Consider the following 19,994-nt stretch of genomic DNA (forward strand, 5'->3'; position numbering starts at 1 on the left):
CGTCCGTGCCCGAACACCCCGTTGGATGCCACTGCTGCGGCGCGCCGCTCGACGGCGTCGATCTCGATATCCGCACGACGCTGCCGGATGCGATCCAGGCCCTGTCCGAGGAGCAACGCGCCGTGGCGTGGGGCAACAGTGATTTCCAGCGGGTCGAGGGCATCGGCGGTTTCCTGCGCTGCCTCATGCCGGTGCGCCTGACCGGCGGGGGCAGCGTACCGCCAACCACGTCATCCGCTTCGTCGGACCGGGCCGGACCGTCCACATCGAGCCGTTCATGACACCACCGCAGACGCCCGCGGCCGAGACGATCGCCGCGATGACCGAGGGTCTGCCCGCCAGGGCCATCGGCGAACTGACCGAGCACGACACCACCGTGGCCCGGCGGGCGTTCTGGCTCACCACCACCCCGAACGGCCGTGTCCAGCACGAGTTCTACGGCTACGCCGCAGCCCCCGGCACCCTCCTGGCCGTCACGTGCATGTACGACGACCCCGCCGACCTGGAGTGGGCCCAACACGTCTGGCGCTCGATCCGCCACACTGGCGGAACACGCGAATGGTGAATAACTGATGGGGGCGGCGTGGACGGGTTTTCCGTAGTGGTGGGGGCCGGATCATTTCGGGGGGACGGGGTTCGGTTTCCGCACCGGTGGACCGATGAGGGCGTCAGCGTGGAAGCCGATTTCACCGGGGCCCACCTGCTGCATCTGGCGGCGGCCGGGTGCGTGCTCAACGACCTCTATCGGGAAGCCCAGCAACTCGGGCTCGTGCTGAACGGAGTGCGGGTGACGGCGTCGGGCGGGTTCGACAGCGCGACGTGGGTTTCGACCGGGATCACGTACGGGATCGAACTGGATTCGACCGCCTCTGAAGAGGAGCGGACCGCGCTGGTGGCCCGGGTCGACGAGGTGGCCGAGATTCCGCGCGCGATTCGGGCCGGTGCGCCGGTGCAGCGCCGAGACTAAGGCAGCGGAAGCAATTCGAACACCGGGTGACGGTCGGCCTCGGCGGCGAACTTCTCGGGTGGCGCGTCCGGGCTCGCGTCGAAATACGGGCGGGTCGCGGTCGCCACGCCTACGTAGCGTTTGAGCACCATTCCCGTTTCGGCCGGGGCCATTTCCCGTACGGCGTAATCGTGGGTCTTTCCGCGACGAGTCAGACTGACCCGGCCGTTGGCGCGCGCGTTGTGGACCCAGGACACCACGCCGTACGGGGAAACCAGCCATTGCTTCGTTCCCTCCCGCACCACCGTGGCCGGATGCGTGAGCGGGCGCCCGGTCTTGCGGCCGGTCGTGGTCAGCATGTAAGTGCCGGGCACCACCCCGGCCCGCACGAACAGCCCGATCACGACGTCACCGATGCGGCGCCCCCGGCTGCGGCGGAACTGTCGTGGCATGGTTCCAGCCTGATCCCGGTGTCCACATGAGTCAACGCACGGTCGGGCCGAACATCTTCTGCCGCAGTCTCGGCACGCGCTGGCCCAGGCGGAGCAGGGACCGGAAGACGGCTCGGTTGGCCGGCCCGGCGAGTGTGGCGTTGCGGGCGTTGCGGGTCGAGAGCGCGAGCGCCCGATTGGCATAGGCGCGCATCGCGGTCTCGTAGCGGCCGACGGCACGCACCGGATCGTCGCCGGCGGTCAAGGCCTGGCGGAGCTGGTCGGCATCGCGCAGAGCGGTGTTGGCGCCGATGCCGGCCATCGGGGTCATGTTGTGGACGGCGTCGCCGAGCAGGGTGACCGCTGACGGATCCCAGTCGGGCAGGGTGGGCATGGTGCGTAGCGGCACGGTGCCGACGGTGCCGGGGTCGGTGGCCTCGACCACGGCCCGCAGGTGCGGGGCCCAGCCGCGGACCCGGTCGAGCACCAGGCTCTTGAGCCGCGCGCCGTCGAGGTCGCCGACGCCGGCCGGATAGGACGACGTGGCGGCGGCCCAGGCCCAGACGATGGTGCGATCGGCGCCGGCGGCCCACGTGGACAGGAACAACCAACCCCTTCCCGCCGGTACGACGTTGTTGATCCCGCCGTCGGTCAGTTCCCCGGGCAGCCGGGTGGCGAGGTCACCGGTGAGCGAAGTGCGGCCCGCGATGTTGAGGATGCCCAGTTCCTGACGTCGCAGCTCGGGCAGGCGCTGGCGGCGGACCCGGCTGTTGCTGCCGTCGGCGCCGATCAGCAGATCACCGTCGGCGTGGGTGCCGTCGGCGAAATGGGCCCGGACGCCGGAGCCGGTGAGTTCGTAGTGGTCGAATTCCTTGTCCCAGTGCACGGCGGGTTCGGTGCCGAGGAGCAGGGCCGCACGCAGGTCGTCGCGGTTGACGGCCCGGCGCTTCGTGACCGGGTCGGTGGCGTTGACGGGGAAGCGCTTGTCGACGGTGGCCAGCACCGAGCCGCGGGGGTCGTGGAAGCGGACGATCATCGGGGCGGGCACGCCGTCGGCGTCGATCTGCTTCCAGTTGGCGGCGGGCAGGCAGTGGTGCAGTGCTCGCAGGCCGTCGGCGTCGAGGTGGATGCCGTAGCTGGCCGGCTGTCCACCGTCGCGGGGCGATCGCTCGTAGACCTGGGCGTCGATGCCGGCCCCGCGCAGGCCGTGCAGCAGGGTGAGGCCGCCGAGACCGGCCCCGATGATGAGGACGCGCATCGCTCAGCCGCCGATCATCGTGCGCAGCAGGTGGTGCAGCTGCTCGGTCTGGTCCGGGCTCAGGGCCTTGGTCGCGGCCGCCTCGGCCGGCCGGGCGGCGTCGCGGGCCCGGCCGAGAACCTCGCGCCCGTGGTCGGTGAGAGTGACCGCGCGCAGCCGCCGGTCGCCCGGCACCAGCTCGCGGGAGGCGAGGTCGAGACGCTCGAGGTCGTCGACGATCCGCACGATCGACGCCTTGTCGTGGTCGGTCTGAGCGACCAGGTCGCGCTGGGTGAGTGGCCCGTCCGCCCGGAGGCGCATCAGAACCATCAGGTGGCGTCGCTCGAAGCCGAACGGAAGGAGGGCCTCGTCGATCGCGGCGGCCACCCGGTCGTGGGCGCGGCGCAGCAGGAGGCCGAGCGCGAACGGCGAGCCGGTCTGCGGGTTGTCCGGAGTTTCTGGTCGGTTGTCTGGCACACGCCGATACTATCTCACAAGAAACAGACTTGCTAGAAACAGTTTCTAGTGAAACGATCTGGTCATGAACGATTCCCCTCTGGCCGCCGTCCGGCTGGCCTGGAGCGACCCGCAGCGGTGGATCACCGCCCTGGTCGCCGCCGCACCGAGCCTGGTCTTCGTGGCCGTCAACGCGGCCACGTCGCTCTATCCGGCGATCACGGCCGCGGCCGTGGCGGCGCTGGCCGGACTGGGCTACCGCCTGGCCCGCCGGCAGTCATTGCGTTCCGCCCTCGTCGGCATCCTGATCGTGGCGGTCTGCGCGATCGCGGCTGCGGTCACCGGGCAGGCGCGCGGCTTCTTCCTGGTGCCGGCGCTGATCCCGTTCGCCGTGATCCTGGTCTGCGTGGTCAGCATCGTCGCGCGGCGGCCCCTGACCGGGCTGATCCTCAACCGGGTCACCGGCGGCCCCCGCGACTGGTGGCGGCACCCGGGACTGCTCCGGGTGCACCTGATCGCGACCGGCACGGCGATCGCCATCAACGTCGTCAACGCCGCCATCCAGGTGATCTTCTACGGTCGCGGCGACACCGTGGTGCTGGCCGTCGCGCACGCCGCCACCGGCCCGATCTTCGGAACCCTGGTCGCGGTCACGATCGTCGCGGTCCGGCGCACCCTGGCCCGGCCGCGGTGACTCCTCGTACCTGGCCGGCCGGGCTGTTCCGCCTGACCACCACGGTGGCCGCCGTGCTCGCCTGCAACCAGGCCGTCTTCGCCGGTCAGTTCCTGTCCGGCACCTACGTGGCACTGCGCCTGCACCGCGACGGGTCGACCTACACGGTCGCGGCGGTCGCCTCGACCGTCCTGGCTGCCGTCCTGTGGCGCCGCCTCGGCCGCGGACCGGCCTGGCCGATCCCGGCGACGATGGCCCTGGTCGCGCTGACGGCGGTGCAGACGTTCCTCGGCTACCGGCTGGTCCTCGCCGTCCACATCCCGCTCGGCGTCACGGTGATCATGCTGCTGATCGCCCTGACCGTGGCCGGATGGAGGCGCGGCCCGGTCCGGTCCGCATCGGTGCGCGGCCTGATCGCGTCGGGCCGGGAGCGTGGCCGATGACCACCCTCAGTCGTCGTGCGCTGCTCGGGATGGCCGGTCTGAGCGCCGCGGCCGGCATCGGCATTCCGCTTGGCCGTGGCCTCGCCGCCCCGACCTCGACCGGGCAGCTGCTCCGCAGCCGAGCGCCCCGCCCGCCGCTCTTCCAGCGCCGGCTCACCGTGCCGCCGGTGTTGCGACCCACCCGCTCGGCGGGCGACACCGATCACTACGAGATCGTCCAGACCGCCGTACGGGCGGAAATCCTCCCCGGTCTCACCACGGAGCTGTGGACCTACAACGGCAGCTTCCCCGGCCCGACGATCCACAGCACCCGGGGCCGCACGGTCCGGATCCGGCACGTCAACCGACTGCCCGTGCCGACCGTCGTCCACCTGCACGGCGGGCGCACGCCGGCGGCCGACGACGGATACCCGATCGACTTCGTCCACCCCCTCGACATGGCTCAGCACGTGGGACACCACATGGGCGGCGACGTCAGCCACGGCGAGCGCACCTACACCTATCCGCTGGACCAGCGCGCGGCGACTCTCTGGTATCACGACCACCGCATGGACTTCACCGGTCCCAGCGTCTGGCGTGGACTTGCCGGCTTCCACCTGCACCACGACGACGAGGAGGCCGCGCTGGGCCTGCCCGCCGGTGTCCCGCTCATGATCGCCGACCGCAGCTTCGACCGCGACGGCTCGCTGCTCTACCCCGCTCGTGCCGGTGGGCATGGGGTGACCGGCGACTACGTGGCCGGCGTGCTCGGCGACGTCATGCTGGTCAACGGGGTGCCCTGGCCCACCCACCCGGTCGGGCGTGGCACCTACCGTTTCCGGCTGCTCAACGCGGCCAACGCCCGCCGCCTGTCCGTACGCCTCGATCCGCCACCCCCGACCGGCCTCGTGCGGATCGGCACCGACGGTGGCCTGCTGGCCGCCCCGATCCGGCACGACCACCTCGAACTGGCCCCGGCTCAGCGCTTCGACATCCTGGTCGACTTCTCCGCGTACGCCCCCGGCACCGTGGTCACGATGGTCAACGACTTCGACATCGGTGCCATGGGGCAGATCATGCGATTCGTCGTCGGTGACGAACGGCTCGCCCCGTTCGCCGTTCCCGACCGGCTGTCCACGGTCACCCCGCCGCGTGCTTCGGACGCGGTGGTCACCAGGAGGTTCGATTTCCGTACGGGCGAGATCGCCGGCCACGACGGCTGGCTCGTCGGGCAGCAGCCGTTCCACCCGGACGTGATCGCCGCCCACGTCAAGCTCGGCACCGTCGAGATCTGGCAGCTCAACGCAGACTTCCACCATCCCGTCCACCTGCACCTGAGCCCGTTCCAGGTGCTCGGCCGGGGGAGCGGGGGACCCGGCCCGTACGACGCCGGATGGCAGGACACGATCGATCTGCGCCCCGGCGAACAGGCAAAGATCCTCGTCCACTTCGACGGCTATCCCGGCAAGTACGTCTTCCACTGCCACAACCTGGAACACGAGGACATGGCAATGATGGCCAACTTCGTCGCCACCTGATTCCCGGCCGCTTGTCCGACCGCGACGAAGGCGCGGTGAGCAGCGACGCAGGGACCTGCTCGGCGGACCTCACGCTGGTCCCGGGCTTCCGGGGGTCGATAGGGTCTCCGGATGTCTTGGGACGTGTTCCTGTTCAGGGCGCCCGCCGACGTGGCCGCGGTCGACGAGATCGCCGAGGACTTCGATCCCGACGCGCTCGGGCCGCTCGCGGAGGTGCTGCGCCGGCTCGGTGACGCGCTGCCCGAGGTCGATCTCGGCGATCCGGCCTGGGGCATGCTCGACGGGTCGTCGTGGCACATCGAGCTGAACATCGGGAAGCGCGACCCGGTCGACTCGATCATGCTCCACGTGCGCGGCGGTGGGGACGACGTCCTGCCGGTGATCGCCCGGATCGCGGCGGCGGTCGACGCGCGGGCGCTCGACATCTCGACGGGGGAGTTTCTGACCGGCGATCCGGGGCAGACCGCCGGTTGGCGCGGATTCCAGCAGTACCGCGATCGCTAGCGCAGTCTGGCTAGCGGGGACATGCCGCGGCGATGGTGAGCAGGGCCGTGCGCAGGTCCCAGTTGGCGGCCAGGTAGCAGCGCGCGGCCGGTCCCTCAGCTGCCGCCGGGGTCGGCCGGGCCTTCCAGTCCGGCTTTCTCGTCGCGGTCGGCCCATTCCAGCAGGGTCTCGAGCGAGTGTGCTTTGTCATCGATCGTGGCGTGCAGGTCACCGAGTTCGGCGAACCGGGCCGGGACCGTACGGATGGTGAAGTCGTGCGGATCGGCGTCGGGGATCTCGTCCCAGGTGACCGGGGTCGAAACCGTGGCGGTCGGGACGCCGCGCACAGAGTAGGCGCTCGCGATCGTGTGGTCGCGCGCATTCTGGTTGTAGTCGACGAACAGCTTGGCCGGGTCGCGATCCTTGCGCCACCACGTGGTCGTCACGTCGTCGGGGGCGCGGCGCTCCACCTCACGGGCGAAGGCGAGCGCGGCCCGCCGCACATCACCGAACCCCCACTCCGGCGTGATGCGCACATAGATGTGCAAGCCGCGGCCGCCGGACGTCTTCGGAAAGCCGGCGATCCCCAGGTCGTCGAGCACCTCGTGGGCCACGGCGGCCACCCGCCGCACCCGGTCGTAGTCGCAGTCGGGCATCGGGTCGAGGTCGATGCGCCACTCGTCGGGTTTCTCGGTGTCGGCCCGGCGCGAGTTCCACGGATGGAACTCGACCGTCGACATCTGCACGGCCCAGATGACGTCGGCCGGTTTGGTCACGCACAGTTCGTCGGCGTGCCGGTTGTAGCGCGGAAACTTCACCCGAACCGTCTCGAGCCACGGCGGCGCACCGTGCGGCACCCGCTTCTGGTGCACTTTTTCGCCGGCCAGCCCGTCCGGGAAGCGGTGCAGCATGCACGGCCGCTCACGCAACGCCCGCACGATGCCGTCGCTCACCGACAGGTAGTAGTTGACCAGGTCGAGCTTGGTCAGCCCGAGCTCGGGAAAGTAGATCCGGTCGGGGTTCGACACGCGCACCGCAAGGTCGCCGACCTGCACCTCGGTCGCCGGGCTCTTGCTCGAAGAGGCCATGCGCCCACCTTAGGTCCCGCCCCCGGCCCGCGCACCAACATCACCAAGGGCCTCAGCCCCGGAACGCCCGGATGGAATTGCTGCGTTGCCGAGCGCGGTCGTATTGATCCACCGCGTCGGGCCGGCTGACCATGATCGTGCCTCGGCTCTGCTCGTCGTGCCGCCTCTGCAACAGGGCCACACAGCGTGGGCAGGCGTCCAGCTTCGGCTTCTTCCGCGATCTCGAGGTGGCCGTGGCGTCCGACAGTCCGCACAGCAGATGGCCCGGACGTTCGGGATTCGGGCGGTGAGCCCGGCGGCTGTCGGCCAGCACGGTCCAGCCGATCGAGCGCCACGCCTTCAACGACTCGTTGCGATGGCGCTCGCCGTCCTCCACCGCGCGCTCCCAGGTCTCGGCGCGGCGCGATGCTCTTTCGGGGCGGCCCTCGTCCGGGATGGCCCGATCACGCACCGCGCCTGGACGTGCGCGCGCCATGTCCCGGCACGCGATGCATGGCGGCCAGTCCGGCGGCCGGACATGAAGAATCCGCTCGGCGGGATCGACTTTGCTGCCGCACAGAGTCCGCCCGGAGCGCACGGGATCGGGCCGATGCAGGAATCCGCCTGGGAGCCGAACCCAGCCGGGCTTCATGGAACTCATCCGCGACCACCCTTCGCCTGCTCCAGCTAAGCAACCGGCGAAGGGTGAGCGCGACGGTCGTGCGGCCGATCGGACCTCACCCGGATGACCAGTCAGCCCAGGACGGTGTCGTCCAGGTCGGCCAACAGGGTGTCTCCCGAGTCGAGCAGGTCGAGCAGCGGGCCGATGCGTGGCAGCTCGTGCGTGATGAAGTAGCGCGCGGCGAGCCGCTTGCCGTCGTAGAAGGCGCCCTCCTTGTCGCCTGCAGCAAGAAGCTGCGAGAGCCACAACCAGGCGATCACCAGGTGGCCGGTCGCCTCCAGGTAGGCGGTCGAGTTGGCCAGCGCCGCCGTCGGGTCGCCCGCCGCCCACAGCTTGCGCGTGGTGGTGGCCAGGCGGTCGCACATCGCGATCACCGGCTGACCCAGCTCGGTCGGCGCGGCCACCGCCGTGGTCACGATGCGGCCGATCAGCAGCTGCAGGCCGGCCCCGCCGCGCATGACCACCTTGCGGCCCAGCAGGTCGAGGCCCTGGATGCCGTCGGTGCCCTCGTGGATCGAGTTGAGCCGGTTGTCGCGGTAGAACTGCTCGACCGGGTATTCGCGGGTGTAGCCGTAACCGCCGTGCACCTGGATCGCGTGGTCGTTGGCCAGGCGGCACCACTGGGACGGCCACGCCTTGACGATCGGGGTCAGCACGTCGAGCAGCAGGTCGTTGTCGTCGGAGGGCTCGTCCAGCAGCTTGGACGCGTACAGGATCAGAGCCAGACCCCCTTCCACGTACGCCTTCGACGACAGCAGGAGGCGGCGCACGTCGGGGTGCTGAACGATCGGCACGGCCGGTGCCGCCGGGTCTTTGTCGGCCACGAGGCGACCCTGGGAACGGGAGCGTGCGTAGTCGAGGGCGTGCAGATAGCCGGTGTAGCCCAGCGCCACCGCGCCCGCCCCGACACCGATGCGCGCCTCGTTCATCATCTGGAACATGTAGACGAGGCCCTTGCCCTCTTCGCCGACCAGGTAGCCGGTGGCGTCGTCGAAGGAGAGCACGGCGTTGGTCGTGCCGCGGTAGCCCATCTTGTGGTTGAGCCCGGCCAGCGACACCCCGTTGCGCTCGCCGACCGTGCCGTCGGCCTCGATGTGGTGCTTGGGCACGATGAACAGCGACAGCCCCTTGACCCCGGCGGGCGCGCCCGCGGCCCGGGCCAGCACGAGGTGCACGATCGTCTCGGTGAGCTCGTGGTCGCCGCCCGAGATCCACATCTTCGAGCCGGTGACCCGATATGTCCCGTCGCCGGAGGGAACGGCTCGTGTCAGCACGTCGGCCAGAGACGACCCCGCCTGCGGCTCGGACAGGCACATCGTGCCGGTGAAACGGCCCTCCAGCATCGGGCGCACGAAGCGATCGATCTGAGCCGTGGACCCGTACGAGAGAAGCAGGTTGGCATTGCCCGCGGTGAGCAGCGAGTATGACGACGTGGCCAGGTTGGCCGCCTGGAACCACGCGAAGCAGGCGCGGGCCACGACGTGCGGCAGTTGCAGCCCGCCGACGTCGGCATCCATGGTGGCGCTGAGCAGACCGGTGTCGTTGAAGACCTTGAGCGCGGCCGCCACCTCGGGAATCACGTGCACCCGGGTGCCGTCGAAGGTGGGCTCCTCGAGGTCGGAGCGCCGGTTGTGCGGGGCGAAGTCGCGCTCGGCGATCTGGGCCGAGACGTCGAGGAAGGCGTCGAACGTCTCGCGGGAGTGTTCGGTGAACCTCTCGCGGGCGGTCAGCGCCTCGACGTCGAGCCACTCGTAGAGCAGGAAGTCGAGATCACGCCGCGAAAGGATCTTGGACACCGCCGGCACCGCCGTTCCTCGATGAATGCGAGGCCTCCAGTGTGCCCTCTCAGTCGGCCGCGCGGTGCCTCCCCACACGCTCCTGAGAAGAAGCCGGGCGAGCGTGCTTCATCGCGTACATGGCATGATCCGCCGCCCGCAACGCCGCATCCGGGTCGGAGGCGCCGGCCGCCAGGTGCACGCCGACACTCGCACCGATCTGCACCTGATGCCCGCCGATCGTGAACGGCTGCGCCAGCGCGTGCCGGATCCGGTCGGACATGCCGGACGCGTCGTCGGACGACAGCACCCCGGGCATCAGGATCACGAACTCGTCCCCACCGACCCGGGCCAGCACATCCCATTCCCGTACGCAGGAGGACAGTCGCCCGGCCACCTGGCGCAACAGTTCGTCACCGGCCTCGTGCCCGTGCACGTCGTTGACCGGCTTGAACCCGTCGAGGTCGACGAAGAGCACGGCCACCGGCTGGTTCCGCAGCGACGTGCCGAGCGCGTCCTGCATCCGGCGCCGGTTGGGCAGACCGGTCAGCGCGTCGTGCCCGGCCTCGTGTTTGAGCTGCTCCTGGGCGGCCTTGTTCTCGGAGATGTCGCGGGCGTTGATGACCACGCCGTGCAGCGACGGGTTGTGCATCTGGTTTGACGCGGTGAACTCGAACCAGCGGTACTGCCCGTTGCCGCCGCGCACCAGGCACTGCAGGCGCAGCACGGCGTCACTCCGCGCGATCAGCAGGGCGAACTGCTCCCGCATGTAGTCGCGGTGCTCGGGGTGCACGATGTCGAAGACGCTGGTGCCGACCAGCACGCCCTCGGAGAAGCCGAGCACGGCGGCCGCGCTCGGGCTGGAGTATTCGATGTTGCCGTCGCCGTCGAGCACCGACACCATGTCCGGCGCGTGCTGGAACAGGGCCTGGAAGCGCTCGTCGGCCCGGCGGCGCTGGATCTGGGTGCGGTAGCCGAGCACACCCATGGCCAGGACGCCGATCAGCAGCATCGCGCCCAGGGTCATGTTCAGCGTCTGGCTCTTGGTGTGCACGGCGCCGTCGAACGACTTCTTCGTCTGGATCCGCGCGTACGACCAGCCGCCGGGCAGCCCGCGCACCACGATCGCGATCATCGGTGTGCCGGCGACGGTGGTGTATTCGACGAACTCGTCCTGCGTGTTCGCGATGGCGTTGCGGACGGCCGGGTCGATCTGGGTGCCGAGCAGTTTCTCCTGGTTGGAGGCGGCGATCGTGCCGGTGCTGTCGGCGACCGCGGTCAGGTGCACGCTCGAGCTGAGTGTCACGGTGTACTGCTGCAGCGAGGTGGTCGCGACGTTGTTCAGGCCGATCATGATCGCGGCCGCGCTGCCGCCGACCACGACGGGCACGCCGACCGCCTCGAGGTAGACGCCGTCGACGGCCATGATCGAGGAGAAGCCGGCCTTCTGACCCGACTTGAGCATGGTGAACAGGGGCTGCCAGCCGGTGTTGCCGGCCGCGGGCACGCCGGTGCTGCGCGAGCTCGTGAGCACCTGGCCGTCGAGGGTGACCAGCAGGGCCCCGTACGAGAAAGTGCCGCTCTTGCTCGCGAACGCGGTCAGCGCGGCGCGGTCCTGAGCGTTGCCGCGGCCCAGGTGCAGGGTGGTCTGGCCGAGGAAATCGCCGAGCTCGCCGGCCGAGAGCAGCTGGAGCTGTCCGACCAGGGTGCCGTTGTTGACGGCGAGGGCGCGGGAGTCGGCCTTGTGCACGTCGTCGGCCGCCTGCAGGGCCGAGTGGTTGACCCAGAAGCCGATCGCTCCGGCGGCAGCCAGCAGCACCACGCCGACCACCACGGCGATCCAGTTGCGCAGCCGCATGTATTCGCCCCTCCTCGCTGTCTGAATTCGGCAGGGAGGGGCGGATCTGTAACGAAAATCAGCGCTCTATCAGCCAGACAAACCCCAAACCGGGCAAAAGCGCACGACCTTCCCGTACGACGAGAGGGCCGTCGCTGCTGAGTGCGGTCTCGAGCCAGCCGTACCGTCCGACCGCGGCCGCCTCGATCGTCTGCGGCTGCTCACTGAAGTTGGCCAGACCGACGAAGGTGCCGCTGCGCGGGTGCCGGCGCCGCCACGCGAATACATGCCCGTTGTCGACGCCGACGATCGAGGTCTCGCCGCCGCCGCGCAGGGCGAGCAGGTCCTTGCGGGCGGCGATCAGTTCGCGGAGCCCGGCGAACACGCGCCCCTCGAGCGAGGCCGGGTCGTGGCGCCGGGCCGCGGCCGCCCAGTCCATGTGCGGGCGGTGCATCCAGCGGTTGTCGTCGGCCAGGGCCGGATCGTCGAGGTACGAGAGGTCGTTGCGCATGCCGAGCTCGTCGCCCATGTAGATCAGCGGGATGCCGCCGTACGCGAACGCCACCGCATGCAGAAGCAGCAGCCTCCGTACGCCGGTGGGCCAGCTCGCCGGGTCGTCGGTGATCCCGCACAGCGACGCCGCCGAACCCGAGATCCGCGCGTCCCCGGTGTCCGGATTCTCCTGGAAGAGCGCTCCCCGGGCGTACGAGGAGGGAAATCGCCCGGAGAAGAACGAGTTGAGGAAATTACGGTGGTTCCACCAGTCCCAGCCGACCGCGGCCGCGTCCTCGGCGCTGATCGCCCAGCCGATGTCGTCGTGCCCGCGCACATAACTCACCCACGTCGCCTCGGCCGGGATCGGCTTCATCCGCGCGAGTGACTGGGCCATCAGCCGGGCGTCCTTGGTGGCCAGGCTGCTCCAGAGCATGACCATGAGCTGGTTGTGATAGGCCAGCTCGCACTCGGGCCGGTAGCGGTCGTGCCCGCCCAGATAGGGCACGAGGTCGTCGGGGGAGACGATCGCCTCGGCCTTGAAGATCACGCCGGGGGCGGCCAGCCGGACCAGAGCGTGCAGCGCCTGGACGATCCGGTGCACCTCGGGCTCGTTGAGGCAGGTCGTGCCGAGCCTCTTCCAGAGGAACGGGACGGCGTCCAGCCGGAAGACGTCGACGCCCTGGTTGGCCAGCCAGAGGATCGTCTCGAGCATGGCCCGGAACACGTTCGGGCTGGCCCAGTTGAGGTCCCACTGGTAGCTCCAGAACGTGGTCCAGACCCACCTTTTGTCGAACTCCGTGAACGACCCCGGGGCGCGGTCGGGGAAGACCGGCACGATCGTCCGCTCGTACGCGTCCGGCATCTCGCGGTCGGGAAAGGACATGTAGAAGTCCGCGTACGCGGGATCGCCCTCGCGCCAGGCGACCGCCCACGGATGTTCCATCGCGGTGTGGTTGAGCACCAGGTCGACGCAGAGGCTCATGCTCCGCTCGTGCAACCGGCCGGCCAGCGTGCTCAGGTCGTCCATCGTGCCCAGCCGGGGGTCGACCGCGCGATAGTCCATCACCGCGTACCCGCCGTCGTTCTCGCCCGGCCGGGGTTGCAGCAGCGGCATCAGGTGCAGATAGGTGACGCCGAGCTCGTCCAGATAGTCCAAATTGTCGGCTACCGCGCGAAGGGACCCGGCGAATCGGTCGGCATAGGCGACGTATCCGACCTGTCGGGCCCGCTGGTACCAGCGCGCGTCGATCTCTCGCCGGCGGTCGAGTTCCCGCAGTTCCGCGGGCCGGGCCGCGGCCGCGTCGAGCGCGGTCGTCACCAACTCGTTCAGGGGAACTGTGCCGTAGACGATCTCCAGCGGCTCGAAAATGTCGAGTAAGGATGTCTCGAACCGGGCAAGAAAGGCATGCGCCTCCGCTCGGCCCAGTCGTTCGGTGGCGTCGATGGTCAAAGATGGCAGCAGGGCCTCGAAAGCGCTTGCGGCCCGCGTGCGAACGGAAGATCCTGCCATCGGGTCAACGTAACCGCCGGTGGCGCTCGGGTCACGCATATCGACGGCCGTGACGAGGGGCAGGGAGAGTCGATGCGCAGATTGATGGTCGCCGCTCCCCTGATCCCCGCTCAGCGCCGCGTGATCGACGCGGTCACCGCCCCCAGCGTCGTCCCGCGCCGCCGCGTCGTGCGCTGCGGTCTGAGCGTGACCGGGTTCGGGTTGTGCGCCGTCTTCTACTGCCTCACCTACACGCCCTCCCTGCTACCGCGGCCCTGGTTTCTGCAGGGTGTCGTGGCCGGGCTGACCGCGACCTTCGGGTACGCGGGAGGGACGGCCCTCGGGGCGGTGGTTCGCCTGCGGTGGTCACCGTCGCGCCGGGTGGAACGGATCGCCTGGCGCGTACTCCTGATCCTCGTCCCGCCGCTGATCCTGCTGTCCCTCTGGCTCGGCGCCCGCTGGCAGCGGGAGTTGCGGCTGCGCCTGGGCATGGCCCCGCAACAGGAATACGACCTGGTCCGTACGGTCGGCATCAGCCTGCTGACCTTCGGCGTCCTGCTGCTGCTGGCCCGGTGCCTGCGGCTGGCCGCGTACGGATGCGCGCGCCTGTTCGGCCGGCTGGTGCCCGAGTCGGCGGCCTACTGCGCGGGTTTCGTGGTGGTGACCGTGCTCGGCTACTCGGCCTTCGACGGCCTGCTGGTCAGCAACCTCTACACCAGCGCCGACCGCTCGGCCGCGATCACCGACAGCGGGACGGGTAGTGGGGTCGTCCAGCCTGCTTCTCCGTTGCGGTCGGGGAGTGCCCAGTCGCTGGTGACGTGGGACTCGCTGGGCCGGCAGGGTCGGAATTTCGTCACCAAGGCGCCGGCTGTTCCTTCCCTCTCCGATTTCGCTGGTCGGACCGCTGTCGATCCCGTACGCATTTATGCCGGTTTGTCGTCGGCGGACACTCCCGCCGAGCGGGCCGCGCTGGTGGTGCGCGAGATGGACCGTACGCACGCCTGGGACCGCTCGGTCATCGCGGTCTTCACCCCGACCGGCACCGGCTGGGTCGACAACGACGTGCCGAGCTCGCTCGAATACATGTACGCGGGCGACACCGCGCTGGTCTCGATGCAATACAGCTATCTGCCGAGCTGGATCTCGTTCGCGGTCGACCGCTCGACGGTGGTCGAGGCCGCGTCCGCCCTGATCGCCGCCGTACGGACGCGGTGGGCTCTCATGCCGCACGACACGAGGCCGAAGCTGCTGATCTTCGGGGAGAGCCTGGGCACGTACGGAACCGAAAAGACCTTCGGCACGGCCGCCGCGATGGTCGAGGGGGCCGACGGCATCCTGCTCGAGGGCCCGACCTTCGCCAACCCGGTGCATCGCGAGCTGACCGCCGGCCGCGCCCCCGGATCGCCGGTGTGGGACCCGTCCTACCCCGGCCTGCCGGTCGAGTTCTCGTCGCAGTCGCACGACCTGCGCGACCTGACCGGCCCGCCGCGCAAGGTCGTCTACATGCAGAACTCGTCCGACCCGGTCGTCTGGTGGAGTCCGAGCCTGCTCTGGCACAAGCCCGACTGGCTCAAGGGCACCCGCGGCCCCGACGTCACGCCCGACATGCACTGGTACCCCGTGATCACGTTCTGGCAGACCACGGTCGACCTGCTCTTCGCCAACAAGGCCCCGGTCGGCCACGGTCACGTCTACAAGTCCGGCGCCGTCGACGGCTGGGCCGCGCTGGCCCCGCCGCCCGGTTGGACGGTCGCCGACACCGTACGGCTACGGGCCCTTCTTGACGGTTAGCCATGGCCGCAGCGCTCGGGTGATCTGGGGGAGCACCAGGTAGGTCATGATCGGCGTCAGGCAGAGCGTGCTGATCAGCGTCCGCAGCACGACGTTGAGGTCGACCAGCAGGTGATTCAGCGTCACGGCGGCCAGCAGGCTCACCGGGAAGAAGCCGAGCCAGATCGTCACGGCCTGCTTCCAGCGCGGCGGCGCCTTCTCGGTTATTTCGCGGGTGGTGGGTGGATCAAACCAACCTTCGATTCCCGTACGCCGTTCCGTGCGCGTGTGCTCCACGAAACCCTCGGCGGAGGACAGCCACCACTTTCGCTGGGGCGATTCCTCCCAGTTGCGCAGAGCGTCGGCGTCGGCGAACCGGTAGAGCATGTGCCAGTCGAGCGACGTCTGGTCGGGGCGCACCCAGCCCGTACCCAGGAAGCCCGGGAAGTCCTCGGCCAGCGTGGTGCCCGCGTTCACCCAGGCGATCATCTCGGCGGTCCGGGACGGGTCGGCGCGGCGGGTGATCGCGACGGTGACGGCAGGAGACTCCATGTCTCACATTGTGGTATCCCGGCGTTTCCGGCCGTGGGCGCTTCCGGTTTCCGTGCCGTGGCCCACACGGTAGGTTCCGCAGCATGACCTTGCAGCGAAAGTTGTCGATGGTTCTGGCGGTCGCTCTGATGACCGCGGGCGCCCCCGCGCCCGCCCAGGCCGGCGGCTCGGCCTCCTGGACTTTGACGCCGACCGGCACCGAGGCCCGGTTCCGCGGTCTCGCCCCGGTGAGCGACCGGGTGGCCTGGGTCGCCGGCTCGGCCGGCACCGTCCTGCGCACCGTCGACGGCGGCCGCAACTGGGCCTCGGTCGGCCCGGCCGACGCCGCCGCCCTCGAGTTCCGCGACATCGAGGCGTTCGACGCTCGCCACGCCGTCGCCCTGACCATCGGCAACGGCCCCGAGTCCCGCCTGTACGCCACCTCGGACGGCGGCCGCACCTGGAGCGAGACGTTCCGCAACGAGGACCCGGCCGCCTTCTACGACTGCCTGACCTTCCTCGACCGCCGGCACGGGCTGGCCCTGTCCGACCCGGTCGACGGCAAGTTCCGCATCCTGGCCACCCGCGACGGCGGCCGCACCTGGGCGGTGCAGCCCACGGCCGGCATGCCGGCCGCCCTCGACGGCGAGTTCGCGTTCGCGGCCAGCGGCACCTGCCTGGTCTCGGCCGGCGGCAAGGCCCTGTTCGCCACCGGCGGCGGCGCCACGGCCCGGGTCTTCACCTCACGCGACCTCGGCCGCACCTGGTCGGTCACCGGCACCCCGGTGCCGAGCGGCCCGAGTGCCGGCATCTACAGCCTGGCCGTACGCCCGTCCGGCGCCGCCATCGCGGTCGGCGGTGATTACACGACGCCGACCGCGGCCCCCGATGGCGCCGCCTACCTGCGCGGCCGCACCTGGACGGTGTCCCGAACCGTCCCCGGCGAATACCGTTCCGGCGCGGCCTGGCGAGGCAGCACGGCCCTGGCCGTAGGCCCGACCGGCAGCGACCTCTCCCACGACGGCGGCCGCACCTGGAAGCGCTTCGACACCGGCAGCTTCGACGCCGTCGAGTGCACGTCATCCGGCGCGTGCTGGGCCTCCGGCGAGAAGGGCCGCGTCGCTCGCCTGACCCGCTGATCCGCCGTCCGGCTCGGGGCGAGCGCCAGGCCCCCACCCGCGCCCACCCCGAGCCAGATCGATCGGCGCCGGACCCCGCGCCCGCCCCCGTAGCGGGCTCGACGCCCGACCGCGCCGTCCGTGCCAGACCTCCATCGTGGACGTCCACCGACGTCGGTGACAGGAGATTTACCGGAGATCGGGCCGGAGCCATCGGGGTTTGTCGTTGATACGATCCCGCCCATGAACGGCGCCTTCGCGCAGCGGCTGCGCGCTCGGCGCCGGCGGCTCGCGCTGACCCAGGAAGAGCTGGCCGAACGGGCGGGCATCAGCTCGCGGCACCTGCGCGATCTGGAAGCCGGGCGGATCGGCCGGCCCCAGCCCGCCACCCTGCGATTGCTGGCCGAGGCGCTCGAACTCGACGGTGCCGAGCGCGATCAGTTCTGGGCCACGCCCACGCCTCATCCCCTGCTGTTGCCGCCCGACGTTCCGGGGTTCTCCGGGCGTGCGGCCGAACTCGCCGAACTGGATCGAGCGACCGGACCCGTCGTGGTCACCGGACCGGCCGGCATCGGCAAGACGGCCCTGGTGGTGCGATGGGCGCACGGTGCGGTCGGGCGGCTCTTCGACGAGGTGCTCTACGCCGACCTGCGGGGATTCCATCCGGACGCGGCGCCGGCCGATCCGGGGGAGGCCGTCCGCGGATTCCTGGAGGCCCTGGGCGCCGAGTCGTCCGACGACGCCGCGCTCTATCGCGACCTGGTCTCCCGCCGCCGGATCCTCGTCGTCCTCGACAACGCCCGCAACGCCGCCCAGGTCCGGCCGCTGCTGCCGACCGGCTCGACGGCCCGGGCGGTCATCACCAGCCGGCATCGCCTGACCGACCTGGTCGCCACGAGTGCGGCCGCCTTGATCGCGTTGGATCTCCCGTCGAGCGACGAGGCGGTCGTGCTGCTGCACCGCCGAATCGGCCAACCGGCCCCGGACCCGGATCGCGCCGCCTCCGCCGCGGTCGGCGGAGCTGCGGACCCGGATCGCGCCGCCTCCGCCGCCGGGGCCGGCGCAGCTGCGGACCCGGATCGTGCTGCCTCCGCCTCCGCGGTCGGCGCAGCTGCGGACCCGGAACGTGCTGCCGTCGTGGAGCTGGCTGAGACGTGTGGGCGGCTGCCGCTGGCCCTGGTGATCGTGGCCGCCCGCGCGCGGCTCTCCGGACTGCCGCTCCCGGTTCTCGCGGCTCAACTGCGCTGGCCCGGCGGACGGCTGGAGGCGCTGGACGAGGGCGGCATCCGTGAGGTCTTCTCGTGGTCCTACCGCGCGTTGAGCCCAGCCGCGGCCCGCCTGTTCCGGCTCCTCGGTCTCGTCAGCGGTGACGACATCGCCGCCCCGGCGGTCGCCGCGCTGGCCGGGCGACCGCTGCCCGAGGCTCGCCGTGCCTTGGCCGAGCTCACCGCGGCCAACCTGATCGCCGAGCGCGCCCCGGGCCGGTTCACCTGGCACGACCTGCTCCGCGCCTACGCCGGTGACCTGGCCACCGAGCAGGAACCCGAGGAGGATCGCCGGGCCGCCCTCACCCGCCTGCTCGACCACTACACCCACAACGCCTACCACGCCGACCTGCTGATCAACCCGACCCGCGCCGCCCTGCCGATCGCCCTGACTACGCCCGACCACGCCGACAGCGCCGACCACGCCGACAGCGCCGTACGCGCCGATAGTGCCGTCCGCGCCGCCCGGGCCGACAACGCTGCCCGGGCCGACAACGCTGCCCGGGCCGACAACGCTGCCCGGGCCGACAACGCTGCCCGGGCCGACAACGCTGCCCGGGCCGACAACGCTGCCCGGGCCGACAACGCTGTCCGCGCCGGCAACGCTGTCCGCGCCGGCAACGCCGACAACGCCGACCACACCGTCCGCGCCGACAGCTCCGCCCTCGCCGACAATGCGCGGCCGTTGGACATGCGCGCGGCCATTGACTGGCTCACGGCCGAGCGCAGCTCCCTGCTGGCGGCGCTGCATCAGGCCAAGGAGGAAGGCCTCGACGCCCATGCGTGGCAGCTGGGCTGGGCGCTCGACACCTTCCTGCACGACCGCCGCGACTGGCACGAGGAAGGTGCGGCCTGGGCCGTCGCCCTGAGCGCTGCGACCACGATGGTCAACCAGCCCGCGGCCGCCCACGCGCACCGCTTCCTGGCGGTGGCCGATGCGCGGCTGGCCCGGTTCGACGAGGCCCGCCGGCACATGGCCCGCGCGGTCGAGGTGAGCCGAGCAGCCGACGACCGGGCCGGTGAGGCCGAGGCGATCTACGTCCTCTCCTATCTGCGCTGGCTGCAGGGCGACGTGGACGGCGCGCTCGATGACGCGACCCGGGCCCGAGCCATGTTCGCCGAGGTGGGCGACCCGTTCTGGGCGGCCAAGGCGGCCAACGCCGTCGGCTGGTATCAGACCGCGCGCGGCAAGTTGCTCGAGGCGATCGACGCGCACCGGGCCGCCCTCGACCTGCAGATCGACGACCGGCCCGGCCAGGTGGTCACCCTCGCCTCGATCGGGCAGGTGCACACCTATCTCGGCGATCCCGGCGGCGCCGTCTCGTGGCTGACCCGCGCGCTGGAGCTGGCTCGCGCGATGCCGAGCGAGCTGCTGGAGGCGCAGACCCTGGCCCAGCTGGGCGACGCCTACGACGCGGCCGGCGACGACCGGTCGGCTCGCGACTTCTGGTCGCAGGCGCACACGATGCTCGCGAACGCCCACCATCCGCAGGCCGCCGACGTCGGCCGCAAGCTGGACACCGCGGATCCCGGGCGCCGCGAGGACGCCGCGGATCCCGGGCGCCGCGAGGACGCCGCGGGTCCCGGGCGCCGCGAAGACGCCGCGGGTCCCGGGCGCCGCGAAGACGCCGCGGGTCCCGGGCGCCGCGAAGACGCCGCGGGTCCCGGGCGCCGCGAAGACATCGCGGGTCCCGGGCGCCGCGAAGACGGCGCAGGTCCCGGGTGCCGCGAAGATGCCACGGAACCGGGTCGCCCGGACCGAGGCTGATGGGTAAGGAT

At 70.9% G+C, this 19,994-nt stretch carries 19 protein-coding genes; 10 read left to right on the plus strand and 9 right to left on the minus strand.

Features of this window, described 5'->3' with window-relative positions; genetic code table 11:
- The first annotated feature begins 5 nt into the window (after positions 1–5).
- From KOI35_RS03120 to KOI35_RS03130, 3 genes are all read left to right on the plus strand, one after another.
- The gene (locus tag KOI35_RS03120) at positions 6–281 is read left to right on the plus strand and encodes a DUF2199 domain-containing protein (protein WP_215784434.1); all 276 of its coding nucleotides are present in this window, start codon (positions 6–8) and stop codon (positions 279–281) included.
- Positions 278–565, plus strand: a complete 288-nt coding sequence (locus KOI35_RS03125) for a hypothetical protein (RefSeq protein ID WP_215784435.1) — start codon at positions 278–280, stop codon at positions 563–565. Before KOI35_RS03120 ends, KOI35_RS03125 begins: the two co-directional genes overlap by 4 nt.
- Positions 566–673: 108 nt before the next feature.
- Positions 674–967: an OsmC family protein gene (locus tag KOI35_RS03130; protein WP_308120755.1), complete on the plus strand. Its 294-nt coding sequence runs from the start codon at positions 674–676 to the stop codon at positions 965–967.
- On the opposite strand, the gene KOI35_RS03135 is transcribed toward KOI35_RS03130, so the two are convergent.
- Genes KOI35_RS03135 through KOI35_RS03145 form a run of 3 tightly spaced genes read right to left on the minus strand, consistent with a single transcriptional unit; the run spans position 964 to position 3,091 of the window.
- Positions 964–1,398 (minus strand): nitroreductase family deazaflavin-dependent oxidoreductase, encoded by a 435-nt coding sequence (locus KOI35_RS03135; protein WP_215784437.1) that lies wholly within the window; start codon positions 1,396–1,398, stop codon positions 964–966. The genes KOI35_RS03130 and KOI35_RS03135 overlap by 4 nt on opposite strands.
- Positions 1,399–1,429: 31 nt before the next feature.
- Positions 1,430–2,635 (minus strand): FAD-dependent oxidoreductase, encoded by a 1,206-nt coding sequence (locus KOI35_RS03140; RefSeq protein ID WP_215784438.1) that lies wholly within the window; start codon positions 2,633–2,635, stop codon positions 1,430–1,432.
- A 3-nt stretch (positions 2,636–2,638) separates the two neighbouring features.
- On the minus strand, positions 2,639–3,091 hold the full coding sequence (locus KOI35_RS03145; RefSeq protein ID WP_215784439.1) for a MarR family winged helix-turn-helix transcriptional regulator: 453 nt from the start codon (positions 3,089–3,091) through the stop codon (positions 2,639–2,641).
- Positions 3,092–3,155: 64 nt separating this feature from the next.
- On the opposite strand from KOI35_RS03145, the gene KOI35_RS03150 reads away from it, so the two are divergent.
- The 4 genes from KOI35_RS03150 (at position 3,156) to KOI35_RS03165 (ending at position 6,207) form a co-directional block, all read left to right on the plus strand.
- The gene (locus tag KOI35_RS03150; RefSeq protein WP_215784440.1) at positions 3,156–3,764 is read left to right on the plus strand and encodes a DUF3159 domain-containing protein; all 609 of its coding nucleotides are present in this window, start codon (positions 3,156–3,158) and stop codon (positions 3,762–3,764) included.
- Positions 3,761–4,186 (plus strand): hypothetical protein, encoded by a 426-nt coding sequence (locus tag KOI35_RS03155; RefSeq protein WP_215784441.1) that lies wholly within the window; start codon positions 3,761–3,763, stop codon positions 4,184–4,186. Before KOI35_RS03150 ends, KOI35_RS03155 begins: the two co-directional genes overlap by 4 nt.
- Complete coding sequence (locus KOI35_RS03160; RefSeq protein ID WP_246612380.1) at positions 4,183–5,703, plus strand: multicopper oxidase family protein; 1,521 nt, start codon at positions 4,183–4,185, stop codon at positions 5,701–5,703. Before KOI35_RS03155 ends, KOI35_RS03160 begins: the two co-directional genes overlap by 4 nt.
- 111 nt (positions 5,704–5,814) lie before the next feature.
- Positions 5,815–6,207 (plus strand): hypothetical protein, encoded by a 393-nt coding sequence (locus KOI35_RS03165; RefSeq protein WP_215784443.1) that lies wholly within the window; start codon positions 5,815–5,817, stop codon positions 6,205–6,207.
- A 95-nt stretch (positions 6,208–6,302) separates the two neighbouring features.
- Here the strand turns inward: KOI35_RS03165 and ligD are convergent, their stop codons facing one another.
- The 5 genes from ligD to KOI35_RS03190 all read right to left on the minus strand — a co-directional run bounded on the left by ligD (position 6,303) and on the right by KOI35_RS03190 (position 13,552).
- Entirely contained in the window at positions 6,303–7,274 is a 972-nt protein-coding gene (ligD, locus tag KOI35_RS03170) for a non-homologous end-joining DNA ligase (protein WP_215784444.1), read from the minus strand.
- Positions 7,275–7,326: 52 nt separating this feature from the next.
- On the minus strand, positions 7,327–7,905 hold the full coding sequence (locus KOI35_RS03175) for a hypothetical protein (protein ID WP_215784445.1): 579 nt from the start codon (positions 7,903–7,905) through the stop codon (positions 7,327–7,329).
- Positions 7,906–8,006: 101 nt separating this feature from the next.
- Entirely contained in the window at positions 8,007–9,740 is a 1,734-nt protein-coding gene (locus tag KOI35_RS03180; RefSeq protein WP_438870577.1) for an acyl-CoA dehydrogenase, read from the minus strand.
- Between the two features lie 40 nt (positions 9,741–9,780).
- A complete protein-coding gene (locus KOI35_RS03185; RefSeq protein WP_215784447.1) occupies positions 9,781–11,568 on the minus strand; it encodes a sensor domain-containing diguanylate cyclase in 1,788 nt (595 codons plus the stop codon).
- 58 nt (positions 11,569–11,626) lie between these two features.
- Positions 11,627–13,552 (minus strand): alpha-amylase family glycosyl hydrolase, encoded by a 1,926-nt coding sequence (locus tag KOI35_RS03190; RefSeq protein ID WP_215784448.1) that lies wholly within the window; start codon positions 13,550–13,552, stop codon positions 11,627–11,629.
- Between the two features lie 72 nt (positions 13,553–13,624).
- On the opposite strand from KOI35_RS03190, the gene KOI35_RS03195 reads away from it, so the two are divergent.
- The gene (locus KOI35_RS03195; protein ID WP_215784449.1) at positions 13,625–15,322 is read left to right on the plus strand and encodes an alpha/beta hydrolase; all 1,698 of its coding nucleotides are present in this window, start codon (positions 13,625–13,627) and stop codon (positions 15,320–15,322) included.
- On the opposite strand, the gene KOI35_RS03200 is transcribed toward KOI35_RS03195, so the two are convergent.
- The gene (locus tag KOI35_RS03200) at positions 15,299–15,853 is read right to left on the minus strand and encodes an antibiotic biosynthesis monooxygenase (protein ID WP_215784450.1); all 555 of its coding nucleotides are present in this window, start codon (positions 15,851–15,853) and stop codon (positions 15,299–15,301) included. The genes KOI35_RS03195 and KOI35_RS03200 overlap by 24 nt on opposite strands.
- Before the next feature lie 83 nt (positions 15,854–15,936).
- Between KOI35_RS03200 and KOI35_RS03205 the strand changes: the two genes are divergently transcribed.
- Both KOI35_RS03205 and KOI35_RS03210 read left to right on the plus strand, forming a co-directional pair.
- Positions 15,937–16,971 carry a beta propeller repeat protein gene (locus tag KOI35_RS03205; protein WP_215784451.1) on the plus strand — a complete coding sequence of 345 codons (1,035 nt, stop codon included), beginning with the start codon at positions 15,937–15,939 and terminating at the stop codon, positions 16,969–16,971.
- Positions 16,972–17,193: 222 nt separating this feature from the next.
- Positions 17,194–19,983, plus strand: coding sequence for a tetratricopeptide repeat protein (locus tag KOI35_RS03210; RefSeq protein ID WP_215784452.1), 2,790 nt, complete (start codon positions 17,194–17,196; stop codon positions 19,981–19,983).
- The last annotated feature ends 11 nt before the right edge of the window (positions 19,984–19,994 follow it).

The organism is Paractinoplanes bogorensis (genome assembly GCF_018829635.1).
Lineage (GTDB): Bacteria > Actinomycetota > Actinomycetes > Mycobacteriales > Micromonosporaceae > Actinoplanes > Actinoplanes bogorensis.